The sequence below is a fragment of the Anaeromyxobacter dehalogenans 2CP-C genome, from assembly GCF_000013385.1.
Lineage (GTDB): Bacteria > Myxococcota > Myxococcia > Myxococcales > Anaeromyxobacteraceae > Anaeromyxobacter > Anaeromyxobacter dehalogenans_B.
On the sequence record NC_007760.1, the window covers coordinates 2,230,402 to 2,243,876 of the forward strand.

The following is a 13,475-nucleotide window of genomic DNA, read 5'->3' on the forward strand; positions in this document are numbered from 1 at the left end:
CCTGGCCGCCCTCCGGGGATAGCCATCACAGGTTGCGGAGGGTACCGCCCATCCGCAAGTGGGTAGCTGGCGCCCTGAATCGGGCGCTTGCAATTCTTACAGCCCAAAAACCCAACAGGGCAGCCTTCTCCAGGCGACCCTGTAATGATTATAGGCTCCCGCCGGGCTGGCGAGCCGCCCCTCTCCAGGCAACCGCCCAGGATCACGGCTGATCGACGCTTGACCCCAGACGGCACATGGGTTGCTTAGGGGCCTACTTGCTGCCACCGCCACGCACCACGGAGGTCCGATGAAGCGCCAGAGCGTCCCGGGTACCGCGAGCTCCCTCGAGCTCTACCTCTCCGAGATCAATCGGTTTCCGCTGCTGACGGTGGACGAAGAGCAGCGGCTCGCGCGCCAGTTCTGCGCCGACCGCGACACGCGCGCCGCCCACCGGCTGGTGACCGCCAACCTCCGCTTCGTGGTGAAGGTCGCCTACGAGTACCGCTCCTACGGCTTCCGCATGGCCGACCTCATCCAGGAGGGCAACATCGGCCTGATGAAGGCGGTCCAGAAGTTCGATCCGGACAAGGGCATCCGCCTCATCTCGTACGCGGTCTGGTGGATCCGCGCGTACATCCAGAACTACATCCTCAAGTCGTGGTCGCTGGTGAAGCTCGGGACCACGCAGGCGCAGCGCAAGCTGTTCTTCTCGCTGGCCCGCACCAAGCGCGAGCTCGACAAGCGCTCCCAGGAGCAGGGCGCCGACTCCGACGGCCACGACGCGAACAAGGTGGCGAAGAAGCTCCGCGTGAAGCCCGGCGAGGTCCGCGAGATGGAGCAGCGGATGGAGGGGCGCGACCTGTCGCTCGACGCGCCCATGGGCGACGACGGCGGCTACTCCCACGTGGACTTCCTCGCGTCCGGCAGCACGTCGCAGGACGACGAGCTGTCCGGCGTGCAGGAGCAGAAGGTCGTCTCCGGCCGCATCGTCGAGGCGCTCGGCCGCCTCGACCAGCGCGAGCGCTACATCATCGAGATGCGCGTGATGAGCGACCGTCCGCTCACGCTCAAGGAGCTGGGCGAGCACTTCGGCTTCTCGCGCGAGCGCGCCCGCCAGCTCGAGATCCGCGCCAAGGACAAGCTGAAGGAGGAGCTGCGCGCGCTGGCGACCGAGATCGACTGGCCCACCGACGGCAAGCCGGTGGACATCGACGATCGCGCGCTGGCCTGACCGCGAGGCCGGCCGCCGCCGGGCGCCGCGCCCGGCGCGGCCTACGCCATGCCGTGCTTCTTGAGCCGGTAGCGGAGCGTGTCGCGGGACACGCCCAGCAGCCGCGCCGCCTTGGACTGGTTGCCGCTGGCGCGCTCCATCGCCTCGGCGATGAGCTTGCGCTCCACGTCGTCGAGCACCAGCCCCTCCCCCGTGACCGGCGGCACCAGCTTCTCCGGGCGCCGCGGGCCGGGCGTCGCCTTGCGGAGCTCGGGCGGCAGGTGCTCGGGCCGGATCTCGTCGGCGCCCGCGTGCAGGATGAAGGCGCGCTCGATCACGTTGCGCAGCTCGCGGACGTTGCCGGGCCAGTGGTAGGCCTTGAGCAGCTCCATCGCCGCGGGCGCCACCCCCTTCACCTGCCGCTTCATCTCCTGGTCGAAGCGCGCCACGAAGTGGGCGGTCAGGGTGGGCACGTCGTCGAGGTGCTCGCGCAGCGGCGGCACCACGATCCGCACCACGTTGAGGCGGAAGAACAGATCGGCGCGGAAGCGCCCCTCCGCCACCCGCTCCTCCAGGTTGACGTTGGTGGCGGCGATGACCCGCACGTCCGCGCGGAGCTCCTGGACGCCGCCCACCCGGCGGAACGTCTTGTTCTCGAGCATCCGGAGGAGCTTGGCCTGGCCGCCCGGCGGGAGGTCGCCGATCTCGTCCAGCATCACCGAGCCGCCCTCGGCGGTCTCGAACAGGCCGCGCTTCTGCGTGTGCGCGTCGGTGAACGCGCCGCGCTCGTGGCCGAACAGCTCCGACTCGAGCAGGTGCTCGGGGAGCGCCGCGCAGTTCACCTGCAGGATGGGCTTGTCGGCGCGCGCGCTGCGGAAGTGGATGGCGCGCGCCACCACCTCCTTGCCGGAGCCGCTCTCGCCCTCGATGAGCACGGTGGTGGTGTCGCTGCCGGCCAGGCGCGAGATCATCGAGCGCACCTGCTCCATGGCCGCCGACGAGCCCACCACCGCCTCCACCGCGCTCGCGCCGCGCTTGTCGCTGGTGAGCGTGGCGATCTGCCGGCGGGTGCGGGCGTTCGCCAGCGCGCGCTCCACCGCCTCGTCGAGCTGCTGGAACGGGAACGGCTTCACCAGGAAGTCGATGGCGCCGTGCTTCATGGCCTCCACCGCGATGTCCACGGTGGAGTGCGCCGACATCATCAGCACCGCCACCTCCGGGTGGAGCGACAGCGCGCGCTGCAGCGTCTGGACGCCGTCGATGCCCGGGAGGCGCACGTCGAGCAGCATCACGTCCGGCGGCGTGGCGGCGACCATCTCCAGCGCCTGCTCGCCCGACTCGGCCGAGAGGACCTCGTAGCCGCCGCGCTGCAGCCGCTCCGCCACCGACCAGCGGATGAGCTTCTCGTCGTCCACGACGAGGATGCGGGCCGGGGTGCTGTTCATGCGGCGTGCTCCGGGGCGCGCTGGGGCCGCGCCTGCTGCAGCGTCACGGTGAAGGTGGTGCCGCCCTCGGGCGGGCAGCGGTAGCCGATGTGGCCCCCGTGCTCCGCCACGATGCGCGCGGAGATGGCGAGCCCGAGCCCGTTCCCCTCGCGCTTGGTCGTGAAGAACGGCTTGAAGATCTGGGCGCGGAGGTCGGCCGGGATGCCCGGGCCGGTGTCCTCCACCTCGACGCTCACGGTGCCGTCGCCCACGCGGGAGCGGACGGTCAGGACCCCGCCGCGACGGGTGGCGATCATCGCCTGGCAGGCGTTCAGGCAGATGTTGAGGAACACCTGCTCGAGCTGGGACGGGTCGGCCAGCACCGCCGGGAGCCCGGGCGAGAGCTCGGGGACCAGCTCGATGGTGCCGTCGCGCGACTGCTGGCGGATGAGGAACAGCACCTTCTCCAGCGTCGCGTTCACGTCGGTGGAGCGGAGCTTCGCCTTGGCCGGCCGGGCGAAGCTGAGCAGGCTCTCCATCGTGTGCGTGAGCCGCCGCACCTGGTGCTGCATCTCGGTGACGATGTCGGAGTGGCGCGCGTCGGCGGAGAAGTCCTCGGCGAGCAGCTCCAGCGCGCCGGACAGACCGGCCAGCGGGTTCTTGATCTCGTGCGCCAGCCCGGTGGCGATCTCGCCCACCGCCGCGAAGCGGTCGGCCCGCACCATGCGCTCGCGGTAGAACGCCTCCAGCTCGGCCTGGCTGCGCCGCAGCGCCGCCAGCGTCGCGTCGAACCCGCGCGCCGCCACGCCCAGCTCGTCCGGGCGCCCCTCGTCGGCGCGCACCGTCAGCTCGCCCGACTCGGCGCGGCGCATCACCCCCACCAGCCGCTGCAGCGGGCTGACCGCCTCGCGGCCCAGGAGCCACAGCAGGATGGCGAGGAGGCAGACGAACGCCGCCGCGGCCGAGAGCGAGAGCGTCTTGGCGAGCTGCGCCTGCGCCTCGAGCACCGGCTCGCGGGTGAAGCGCAGGTCGAGCCAGCCGTTCACGTGGCTCTGCGTGCCGTGGCAGCGCGCGCAGGACTCCGCGTTCACGATGGGCTGGAGCACCGCGTACTCGGCGTCGTTGCCGCCCGGCCCCACCACCACGGTGGTGCCCTCCACCCGGTTCACCTCGGACCACGGCACGCGGCCGAGCAGCGCCGGGCTGGTGGAGATGGAGATGTAGCCGTTCGGCGCGATCAGGCTGGCCGAGAGGAGGTCGCTGCGGTGGGCCACCAGCGCCTCCAGCAGCGTGGTCACCTCGCGCGGCTTCCCCGAGAGCATCACGTTCGACACGCCCGAGGAGACCATGGTCGCGAACAGCTCGGCCCGGTCCTGCCGGCCGCTCTCCATTGTCCGCGCCGTAAAAGTGCACGGCGGCCGCCACCATCGCGGAGAGCGTCACCGCGAACAGCAGCGCCGTCGGCACCAGCACGCGCGCGCGCATGCTGGAGTCCAGGCTCCGGTAGCTGCGCTCGAGGAGGTTCATGCGGTCGGCCCGTGGGACAACGCGCGCCAATATCTCAGGAATTCCGGGCCTGGGGAAGGCCCGGACCCCGGGCTACGCGGCGTCTCCCCGGGCGGCCGGCGCCGCGGACAGGTCGAAGATCTGCACCGCCGCCGCGACCAGCGGGTCGTTGGCCCCGCCGTCGCACACCGCCTGGCGGAGGCGCGTGCTGGGGGCGTGCAGGATCTTGGAGACGATCGAGCCCGCCATGGCGTCGAGCCGCTTCGCGAGCTCCGGATCCTCGCCGAGGCGGCGGAGCGTGCGCTCGACCTCCTCGCGCGCGATCGCGCTGGCGCGGCTGCGCATCTCCTGGATGAGCGGGGCGGCGCGGCGCTCGGCCTCGGCGCGCGCGAACTTCTGCACCTCCTCGTCGGCGATCCGCTCGGCGTGCTGGGCCGCCTGGGCGCGCTCGGCCATGGCGGCCTTCATCACGCGGTCGAGGTCGTCCACGTCGCACAGGTACACGTCGGGGAGCGCCCCGGTCTCGGCGGGGATGGCGCGCGGGACGGCCAGGTCCACCATGACGATCCGCTTGCGGCGGGCGTGCAGGATGCGCTGCATGACCGCCGGGGCCAGCGCCGCGGGGGCGGCCGGCGCGGCGGACACCACCACGTCGGCGCGCAGCAGCTCCTGCTCCAGCGCGTCCAGCGGCCGGGCCTCGCCGCCCACCTCGGCGGCCAGCGCCTCGGCGTTCGCGAGCGTGCGGTTCAGCACCACCACCGAGGCGCGCTCGTCGCGCATGTGCTGGGCGGTGAGGCGGGCCATCTCGCCCGCGCCGATCACCGCCACGCGGCGGCCCGCGAGCGGGCCCAGCACCTTGCTGGCGAGCGCGGCCGCGGCGTTGCCCCAGGACACGCCGGCGCGGCCCACCGCGGTCTCGGTGCGGACGCGCTTCGCGGCGGCGAGCGCGCGGGAGAGGACGGAGGCGAGCTCCTTGCCCGCGGCGCCCGCCTCGGCGGCGCGGTGGAACGCGTCCTTCACCTGGCCGAGGATCTGCGGCTCGCCCAGGATGGCGGACTCGAGGCTGGAGGCGACGCGGACGAGGTGCCGGAACGCCTCCTCGCCCTGCAGCTCGAACAGCGGGAGCGAGCGGCCGGCGCGCGCCTCCAGCGCGTGACGCAGCGACAGCTCCGCGGCGGCGGGGCAGCGCGCGGCGGCGAAGATCTCCACGCGGTAGCAGGTGGAGACGATCGCGACCTCGTCCACCCCGTCGAGCGCCTGGAAGGCGGTGAGCGCGTCCAGCAGTTCCTCCGATGGCAGCGCGAGGACCTCGCGGTCTGCGACCGTGGCGCCCTTCTGGTTCAGCCCGACTGCGACGAGCACGAGGCGCTCCTTTCGGGAACGGGCGGCATGCGAGCAAGCGCCGTGCCCCGTGGGAACGTGCGAGATTTCAGCGGGGTAGCGGCGCGGACCGCGCAAGGGTTGCGCCGGATCAGGGGCATGGGTCCCCGCCGGCGAAAGCGCTGCGGGCCCGCGCGGAGCCCGGGGGATCCCTCGAACCTGCGCGCAAGGTCGCAGGGTTAGCTCCTCCAGCGGAGCGCTCCGCGCCCCCCGGTCGCACTGCCTCCCCAGGTCCGCATTCGTCCCGCCATCGGAGGTGCGCCGTTCCCGGCGCGGCGGCGCCCCCGGGGACCCGGCCCGCGCGCCGGCGCACATCGGGAATCCGCCCGCCGCCGGCTCCGGTGTCCGCGCCCGCGGCGCCCCGGTCGCCGCGGCGCTCCGCCCCCGGCGCCCGCGCCCGCCCGGCCCCGGCCTCGCGACGCCGCCGGCTCCGGCGCCGCGCCGGTCCCCGCCCCGGAATCTTTCCCGCGCGGCTCGGTCATCGTCCCAATTTCTTCGCCGCGCGATTGGCGAGACATTGCCAATCGAAAGGAGCCAATCATGGCCAACACGTTCAAGGGCGGCAGCGCGGTGCAGAGCGGTTACTACCTCAACCTCTCCCGGTGGGCGATCGAGCCGGTCGCGAAGGACGGCGAGCGCCTCCCGCAGGGCAAGGGCGAGTGGCGGCGGATCCCGGTGGCGCTGGCGCTGGTCCTCACCCCGGTGCTCGGCGCGACGTTCCTGATGTTCATGCCGGTCATCGGCTTCGTGCTGCTGGCGCAGGCGGTGGCGATGCGCGCGGTCCGCACCTTCCGCGGCCCCGCCGAGGAGCTGGCCGCGACCATGAGCCCCGGCTGGCAGCCCGGAGAGGCGCACTTCACCGGCAAGTCCACCGAGAACGGGGGCGTCGAGGAGAAGGGGCCCACGGCCGGCGACGAGAAGCTCGAGGCGCTCGAGAAGGAGATCGAGGCGAAGCGGCGCCAGAGCTGAGCGGCGCGGTCCACCGCGGTCCCACGGTCGGCGGAGCGGCACGGAAGGAGACGGTCATGGCCAAGTACACGGGCGGAGCGAACGTGAAGGGCGGCTACTACTGGAACCCGAAGGCGTGGGCGGTCGAGGTGGTCCCGTCGGAGGGCGGGCGCCTCCCTGGCAGCGGCGCGCGGTTCGTGAAGGTGCCGTTCCCGCTGCTCCTGGTGATCGTGCCGGTGCTCGGGGCGCTGTTCCTGATGTTCATGCCGGTGATCGGGTTCGCGCTGCTGGTCCACGCGGTGGTGAAGAAGGTCACCGGCGGCGTGAAGGAGGGCGCGGCCGACCTCGCCGCCACGGTCCACCCCGGGTGGCGGCCGGGCGAGGCGCACTTCACCGGCAAGCCCGGTGAGGAGGAGGAGAAGGCGCCGGGCGCCGCGCCGACGAAGGAGCTGAAGGCGCTCGAGGACGAGATCGCCCGCAAGCGCGGCGACGAGTAGCGGCGGCGGGGCGAGGACCGGGGCCGGCGGCGAATGCCGCCGGCCTCTTCCTTTGGGAGTGTGGGTCGGGTGGGGCCATTCCCCCACGCGTCCCAACGGATGGGTGAACCCACCCAGCACCGCGGGTGCGCCGGCGACGCAACCCGTCGTTCTCACGGGGATCGGGCCCTGCTCGAGGGAGGGCCGGTGCGGGCACGGCACGTGCTACCTCCCGGGGCTGGAGAACGGCGGCACTCTGGGAGGGGGGCTGCGGTTCTTCACCTGATGCGGGCAGCTTCCGGTGGGGGCCGGCGGCTGCGCCGCATCTCTTTCTTTCGCGGCCCCCGGGCGCGCTACTCGTCCACCCGGATCACGCCCTTGCGGATCGCGAAGCGGACGAGCTCGGTGCGGTTGTGCACGCCGAGCTTCTCCATCACGTGCTCGCGGTGGCTCATGGCGGTCTTCACGCTGATGCCGAGCACGTCCGCCACCTCCTTGTTGCTCCGCCCCTCCGCGACCAGCTTCAGCACCTGCTTCTCGCGGTCGGTGAGCGACTCGTAGGGATCCGCCTCCCCCGGCGCCGCCGGGCCGGCCTCCTCCATGGCGGTGCGGGCGACCTCCGGGTCGAGCACCAGGCCGCCCCGGTGGACCGCGCGGATGGCGTTCGCGAGCTCGGCGCCGGCGGACTTCTTGAGCACGTAGCCGGACACGCCGGCCTTGAGCAGGCGCCTGACGTACTCGCGATCCTCGTACTGCGACAGGATCAGGATGCGCGCGCGCCGCCCCAGCTTCTTCAGCTGCAGGCTGGTCTCGATGCCGCCCAGCCCGGGCATGGCGATGTCCATCAGCACCACGTCCGGATCGAGCCGCTCCACCTGCTCCAGCGCCTGCATGCCGTCGGCGGCCTCGCCGGCCACCTCGATGTCGGGCTGGAGCTGGAGCAGCGCGCGCACGCCCTCGCGCAGGATCGCGTGGTCGTCCACGATGAGTACCCGGATCTTGTCGCTCACGTCGCCCTCCCCTCCCCGTCCGCGCCCGGCTCGGTCGTCGCGCGCGGCACCGGGATGCGCACCTCGACGCGGGTGCCCTTGCCCGGCGCCGACTCCACGGTCGCGTCGCCGCCCAGGATCTCGGCGCGCTCGCGGATGCCCATCAGCCCCCACGACCGCCGCCCCTCGCGCCGCGCGACCGCCTCCGGGTCGAAGCCCGTGCCGTCGTCCTCGATGTCGATGCGGAACACGTCGTCCTCGAGCGCCACCTCCACCAGCACCGCGGTGGCCTGAGAGTGGCGGGCGATGTTGCTCATCGCCTCCTGGCAGATGCGGAACAGCGCCGTCTCCATCTCGGGCGGCAGCCGCCGGTCCAGCTCCCCGAACTCGCAGCGCACCGAGATGCCGCGCGTGCCGAGCTGGCGCTCCGCGTACCAGCGGATCGCCGACAGCAGCCCGAGGTCGTCGAGCACCGACGGGCGGAGGTCCAGGATGATGCGGTGCACGTCCTCGAGCGTGCGCACCGCCACCGCCTTCACCTCGTCGAGGCGCGGCGCCTTCCCTCCGCGCAGCGCGTCCTGGGCCGCCTCCAGCCCCATGGCCAGCACCGCCAGGCTCTGGCTGGTCTCGTCGTGCAGCTCGCGGGCGATGCGCTTGCGCTCGTCCTCCTGCGCCGAGATCAGCTTGCGGAGCAGCTGCGCGCGGGCCTCCTCGCGCGCGGCGAGCTGGGCGTAGGCCTCGTTGAGCGCGTGGGTGCGCTCCTCGACCCGCTGCTCCAGCTCGGCGTTCACCCGGGCCACGTCGTCGAGCAGGCGCCGGAGCGCGAGGCGCATGCGGTCGAGCGACCGCCCCAGGCGCCCGACCTCGTCGGTGCCGAGGTCGGGGATGGGCCAGTCCAGCTCCCCGCCGGCGATGCGCTCCGCCTCGCCGGTGAGCACGCCGATGGGCCGGGTCACGCTGCGCGCCGCGCCCCAGGCGAACGCCGCCGCGACGCCCACGTGCGCCGCCAGGCCCGCCGCCACCAGCCACCAGGGCACGTCGCCCTCGGTCGGCAGCGCCTCGGAGGTGCGCTGCCGCACCACCACGCCCCAGGGCGCCGCGGCGAGCGGCGCGAAGACCATCAGCTCGGAGGGCGCCGCCGCCTTCACGCCCCACTCGCCGTGGCACCCGTCGCAGCGCGCCGCCTGGGCGCGCTTGTCCTTCACCAGCTCGCCCAGGTGCGCCCGGCACTCGGTGCGCCCCCCGACCCGGGACGGCACGGTGCTCGCGATGATCGTGCCGCCCGCGTCGATCAGCTCGGCGAAGCCGCTCTCGCCGCGGCGCAGGTGCTGCAGCACGCGATCGAAGCCGCGCCGCGACGGGTCGAACGTGCCGCCGGCGATCCCGATGATCTGGTTCTGCCAGCTCCGCACCGGCACGAGCTCGTGCACCACCCGCCCGCGCGCGCCCTGGAGCACGCCGGAGAGGCGCGGCAGCCCGGTGCGCAGCACCTCGTCCACCACCGCGAGGTCGTCGGGCGGCGCCGCCGAGCGCGGACCGCCCGGCGCCTCCGCGAGCACGTTGCGCTCGGCGTCCAGCAGGTAGACGCCCTCTCGATGGCGGAACTGGTGGTACGCGTCGGTCACCACGCGCCGCTCGTCCTCGAGGTCCGCGTTGCCCATGGTCTGGGCCACGCCGGAGGCGAGCCGCTGCAGCACCTCGAGGTCCTCGGTCAGGACGCCGTCGAAGTGGGTCGCCGCCATCGCCGCGGCGGACGTGCGGCCCTGCACCAGCCGCTCGTCGAGGTTGCGCGCCCAGTGGATCCCCGTCGCGCCCATGATCACGAGCGGGATGGCGATGCCGGTCGCCATCAGGAGGTAGACGCGCCGGCGGATGCCGCCCGGCATGGCCGGGTGCGGCGCGGTCCCGGGCGCGGGAGCGCGCTCCGGGGGCGGGGCCGCCGGCGGCGCGGGCGGCGGCGTCGCGGGCACGCCTTCGTCGTGCGCGGGCCTCATCGGCCGCCCCCGGGGTGCGTGCTGTGGGCCATGTGGTAGAGCTCGTCGAGATCGCCGCGCGTGCGGAGCAGCACCGTCCGGCCGCGCTGCTCCCAGGCCAGCTCCTGCCAGGGCTGGCCCGCCACCAGCACCGCGGAGAGCGTCGCCGGGTACGGGCCCACCGTGGTCCGCTGGACGCGCAGGACGTTGCGATCGGCGAGCAGCGGCGCGGCGATCTCGGCGCCCTCGGCGGTGGACTGCAGGATCTGGACGGCCGGCGCGCCGGTGCGATCGACGATGGTGACGGCCGCGGAGCCGCGGCGCCCGCCGGCGAGCCGGATCTCCGAGGGCGGCCAGGCGAGGCGCTGCGGGAAGTAGCCGGGCAGCATCAGCATGGCGCCGAGCCGGCGCTCGGCCTCCTGCACGCTGCCGGCGTGGCGCACCGCGCTGCCCTCGCCGGCGATCCACCCGGGCAGCGCCCCGAGGGCGGCGATCACCAGCGCGGAGGTCGCGGCCACCCACACCAGCGCCGCGAGCATCCGCGCGAGCTCGAGCCCCGCCTCGCGCGCGCGCGTCACGCCCACGGTCATATCACGAAGAACAGCAGGGCCGTCAGGGTGAGGGCCGCCAGCGCGACCCGCGCCGCGCCGAACGGCAGCCGCGGCGCGGGCGGCTGGAGCAGCCGCCTGCAGCGCAGCTCGATGTCGCGCGACCGCACGCGCGCGAGCGGCTCCGACAGCGCCGCGGCGAGCGGCAGCGTCCGGCGCACCGGCGGCGGCCCGGCGGTGGCGCGGTGCAGCTTGAGCAGGCCGCTGGCGAGCGCGAGCCGGTCCCCGCACGCCTCGGCGGCGTGCTCGTCCGCGAGCCACTCGGCGTCGCGGGCCAGCGCGCGAGAGACCACCTGGAACGCCGGGTTGAAGCCCATGGCGACCCGCGCCAGCAGCACCACCCAGCTCGCGGCCGGATCGCGCCGGGCGAGGTGGGCCAGCTCGTGGGCCAGCGCCGCGCGCAGCTCGGCCGCGTCGAGCAGGCGGAGCGCGCCGCGAGAGAGCACCACCGCCGGCCGCCGGATGCCGGTGCAGAACAGGACGGGCGCGCCGCGCTCCACCCAGACCAGCGCCGGCGCGCGGGTGCCGAGCCGCGTGGCCAGCTCGGCCAGCGTGGCGCCGAGCCGCGCCGCCGTCTCGGGATCCGGCGCCGCGCGCTCGGGCGGGCGCGCGCGCCGCCGGCGGCACAGGAACGGCACCAGGTCCATCAGCAGCAGCGCCAGCCCGATGGCCGCGAGGCCGCCGACGAACCACTGGAACATCCCGGTCCCGAACAGCCGCACGTCCGCCCAGCGGCGGCCGACGAGCAGCGCGCCGCCCTCGCGGAACGCGTCGCCGGCCCGCACCGGGAACAGCAGCACCAGCGCCGGAAACAGGACCAGCGGATAGCCCAGGGCGGTGAGCCGCAGGGCGATCCGCTGGCCGGGGTCGCGCACTCGCCAGGTCCGCACCAGCGCCTCCACGTACAGCGAGGCGACCAGGGTGTGGAAGATGGCCTGCGCGAGGACGTCAGCCCACGTGGCGCTCGTCATGCGACGAGGCGTGGCCGCCGTGCTCCGCGGGCGGCGCCCGCCCCTCGATCCGCGCCAGCTCGAGCGGGTGCTCGTGCTCGTAGCGCTCGCGGCTGACCTTGCCGGTGAACATCGACGTGTCGAACGGGAACACGTCGGGGCTCAGGTGCGCGTTGAACACGTGCCAGATGGTGATCACCAGGAACGCCATCAGGCCCTCGTTCGAGTGGGCCACCTTGGCGGCGGGGATCACCTCGCCCGGCAGCAGCGACGCGACGGTCACCGGGAAGAACAGGATGAAGCCGGTGAGCACCATGATGACGTTGCCGAACACCAGGCCCCAGTACTCGAACTTCTCCTTGTACGTGTACCGATCGTACATCGGGTGCTTGTCGGTCACGCCCAGGTAGTACTTGAGCTGGAGGATGGCGTCCTCGAAGTCCTTCTTCGACGGCACCATCGTGAAGCCGATCTTCTTCGAGAGCATCGCGGCGATCGCGTTCGCGAAGTGGATCACCGTGGACGCCGCCAGGATCAGGCCGCACACGCGGTGGACCCAGCGCGCCACGTCGATGCCGCCGAACACGCCGACCACCGCCTGCGACCAGCCGGCCGTGTAGAACTTCTGCGGCAGGCCGGTGAGGCACAGCAGCACGAACACGAGCATCGTGATGAAGTGCTCGATCCGCTGCTGCAGGTTGAAGCGGACGATGTAAGCGCTCATCGGTTCACCACCACGCGCCAGAGGTGCAGCGCGATCTGGAGCACGAGCCCGCCCACCATGAACGGGATCAGCATCTTGTAGAAGACCTGCACGCCCCACACGAGCGGCGCCTTCTGCGGCGTGGGCTCGTAGTGCGAGAGCCAGGCCTTCGGGAAGCTCGCGCTGGCGCCCTGGTGGCACTTCGCGCAGGTCTTCTGCAGGTTGGCGGCCATGACCGTGGACGACGGGTCCTTGGAGGACTGGATGTCGTGGACGCCGTGGCAGTCGGTGCACACCGCGGCGAGGCGCGCGTCCGGCGCGTTCTTCTGCTTGCGCTGGAGCGTGGCGGCCATGCCGTGGAAGTCGGAGAGGTAGGTGGACACCACCTTGCTCGAGAGGCCGTACTTCGACATCAGCTTCTCGTCGGTGTGGCAGCGGCCGCAGATCTCCGGGGTGCGCATGGCGAGCTGGCCGTCGCGCGGGTCGGTGGTGTCGTGGGCGCGGTGGCAGTCGGTGCACACCGGCACGTCGGGGCTGCTCTCCGCCGCGCGGCCGTGCACGCTCTTCGCGTAGACGTCCGCCTCCTCCGCGTGGCAGCCCGAGCACATCTTCGAGATGCGGGTGCGCGGCTGGCCGGGCCGGGAGATGTCGTGGGCGCCGTGGCAGTCCACGCAGAGCGCGGCCTTGTCGTTGCCCTTGGCCATCACCGCGTAGTGAACGCCGTCCAGCGTCTTGGTGTAGTTCGCGAAGTGGCAGCCCTTGCACTGCTCGTAGTAGGCGCGGGTCACGTCGCGGCGGGTCTTGAACTTCAGCTCGCCGGTGGCGTGGTCGCTCGTCTTGTCGGTGTGGCACTCCGTGCAGCGGAGCGCCTCGCCGTGGACCGACTTCGCGAACGCGTCCTGGTCCACGTACAGCGAGAGCTTCTCGCCGCTCGGGAGGTCGAAGGTCTGGCTCGGGTCGCTGTGACAGCCGAGGCAGTCCTCCTGCTCGGCCGGGATACCCGCCCAGGCTGGGTTCGCGGCGAACGCGAGGAGGAGGGGCAACAGGCGTCGGATCATTTGCACACCCTGGAGGAGTCGGTGCGTCAATCCGTGACAGCCACGGATTGCGCCACTTCCTACCAGGGGGCGGCGGGATTGTCCAACGCCTCCCGCGGCTTAAGCACGCGTGAACTCAGTGCGAATTGCGCGATCGCGACCCGCCGCGCAAGAATCGCGGGCTTCGCACACCTCCCCCGCGCCGCGCGCAATGGCCGCCGATTCTGCGTCGCGGCCGGGGAGGATTGATGCGCGTCAAATGGGTCCGCGCCGCCTCCCCCGGATTCCC

At 73.1% G+C, this 13,475-nt stretch carries 12 protein-coding genes; 3 read left to right on the forward strand and 9 right to left on the reverse strand.

The annotated features are described in order from the left end of the window. The first annotated feature begins 289 nt into the window (after nt 1-289). Complete coding sequence (gene rpoH, locus ADEH_RS10340; protein WP_011421043.1) at nt 290-1,213, forward strand: RNA polymerase sigma factor RpoH; 924 nt, start codon at nt 290-292, stop codon at nt 1,211-1,213. Nucleotides 1,214-1,254: 41 nt separating this feature from the next. Here rpoH and ADEH_RS10345 read toward each other — a convergent pair whose 3' ends face one another. From ADEH_RS10345 to hemA, 3 genes are all read right to left on the reverse strand, one after another. Beyond that, nucleotides 1,255-2,637, reverse strand: coding sequence for a sigma-54-dependent transcriptional regulator (locus ADEH_RS10345; protein ID WP_011421044.1), 1,383 nt, complete (start codon nt 2,635-2,637; stop codon nt 1,255-1,257). After that, entirely contained in the window at nt 2,634-4,007 is a 1,374-nt protein-coding gene (locus ADEH_RS10350; protein ID WP_011421045.1) for a sensor histidine kinase, read from the reverse strand. Before ADEH_RS10350 ends, ADEH_RS10345 begins: the two co-directional genes overlap by 4 nt. Before the next feature lie 208 nt (nt 4,008-4,215). Continuing rightward, nucleotides 4,216-5,484: a glutamyl-tRNA reductase gene (hemA, locus tag ADEH_RS10355; protein WP_011421046.1), complete on the reverse strand. Its 1,269-nt coding sequence runs from the start codon at nt 5,482-5,484 to the stop codon at nt 4,216-4,218. A gap of 558 nt (nt 5,485-6,042) precedes the next feature. Between hemA and ADEH_RS10360 the strand changes: the two genes are divergently transcribed. Together ADEH_RS10360 and ADEH_RS10365 are read left to right on the forward strand one after the other, a co-directional pair. Further along, nucleotides 6,043-6,471: a hypothetical protein gene (locus ADEH_RS10360; RefSeq protein WP_011421047.1), complete on the forward strand. Its 429-nt coding sequence runs from the start codon at nt 6,043-6,045 to the stop codon at nt 6,469-6,471. A 56-nt stretch (nt 6,472-6,527) separates the two neighbouring features. Then, nucleotides 6,528-6,947, forward strand: coding sequence for a hypothetical protein (locus tag ADEH_RS10365; RefSeq protein WP_011421048.1), 420 nt, complete (start codon nt 6,528-6,530; stop codon nt 6,945-6,947). Nucleotides 6,948-7,279: 332 nt separating this feature from the next. Here the strand turns inward: ADEH_RS10365 and ADEH_RS10370 are convergent, their stop codons facing one another. From ADEH_RS10370 to ADEH_RS10395, 6 genes are read right to left on the reverse strand one after another with little or no spacing between them, the layout of a single operon-like run. Then, a complete protein-coding gene (locus ADEH_RS10370; protein ID WP_011421049.1) occupies nt 7,280-7,936 on the reverse strand; it encodes a response regulator in 657 nt (218 codons plus the stop codon). Then, nucleotides 7,933-9,885 carry a sensor histidine kinase gene (locus tag ADEH_RS10375; RefSeq protein WP_232287468.1) on the reverse strand — a complete coding sequence of 651 codons (1,953 nt, stop codon included), beginning with the start codon at nt 9,883-9,885 and terminating at the stop codon, nt 7,933-7,935. Before ADEH_RS10375 ends, ADEH_RS10370 begins: the two co-directional genes overlap by 4 nt. A gap of 20 nt (nt 9,886-9,905) precedes the next feature. Beyond that, a complete protein-coding gene (locus ADEH_RS10380; protein ID WP_232287469.1) occupies nt 9,906-10,466 on the reverse strand; it encodes a hypothetical protein in 561 nt (186 codons plus the stop codon). Nucleotides 10,467-10,474: 8 nt separating this feature from the next. Continuing rightward, nucleotides 10,475-11,467, reverse strand: a complete 993-nt coding sequence (locus ADEH_RS10385; protein ID WP_011421052.1) for a M56 family metallopeptidase — start codon at nt 11,465-11,467, stop codon at nt 10,475-10,477. Next, nucleotides 11,445-12,170 (reverse strand): formate dehydrogenase subunit gamma, encoded by a 726-nt coding sequence (locus ADEH_RS10390; RefSeq protein ID WP_011421053.1) that lies wholly within the window; start codon nt 12,168-12,170, stop codon nt 11,445-11,447. The genes ADEH_RS10385 and ADEH_RS10390 overlap by 23 nt, the downstream gene beginning before the upstream one ends. Next, on the reverse strand, nt 12,167-13,192 hold the full coding sequence (locus ADEH_RS10395; protein WP_232287470.1) for a cytochrome c3 family protein: 1,026 nt from the start codon (nt 13,190-13,192) through the stop codon (nt 12,167-12,169). Before ADEH_RS10395 ends, ADEH_RS10390 begins: the two co-directional genes overlap by 4 nt. Nucleotides 13,193-13,475 lie beyond the last annotated feature (283 nt).

Bases quoted from the DNA above. Each gene is read 5' to 3' on its own strand.
- ADEH_RS10360 (WP_011421047.1), top strand. From the start codon at position 6,043: ATGGCCAACACGTTCAAGGGCGGCAGCGCGGTGCAGAGCGGTTACTAC.
- ADEH_RS10365 (WP_011421048.1), top strand. From the start codon at position 6,528: ATGGCCAAGTACACGGGCGGAGCGAACGTGAAGGGCGGCTACTACTGG.
- ADEH_RS10345 (WP_011421044.1), bottom strand. From the start codon at position 2,637: ATGAACAGCACCCCGGCCCGCATCCTCGTCGTGGACGACGAGAAGCTC.
- ADEH_RS10390 (WP_011421053.1), bottom strand. From the start codon at position 12,170: ATGAGCGCTTACATCGTCCGCTTCAACCTGCAGCAGCGGATCGAGCAC.
- ADEH_RS10385 (WP_011421052.1), bottom strand. From the start codon at position 11,467: ATGACGAGCGCCACGTGGGCTGACGTCCTCGCGCAGGCCATCTTCCAC.
- ADEH_RS10350 (WP_011421045.1), bottom strand. From the start codon at position 4,007: ATGGAGAGCGGCCGGCAGGACCGGGCCGAGCTGTTCGCGACCATGGTC.
- rpoH (WP_011421043.1), top strand. From the start codon at position 290: ATGAAGCGCCAGAGCGTCCCGGGTACCGCGAGCTCCCTCGAGCTCTAC.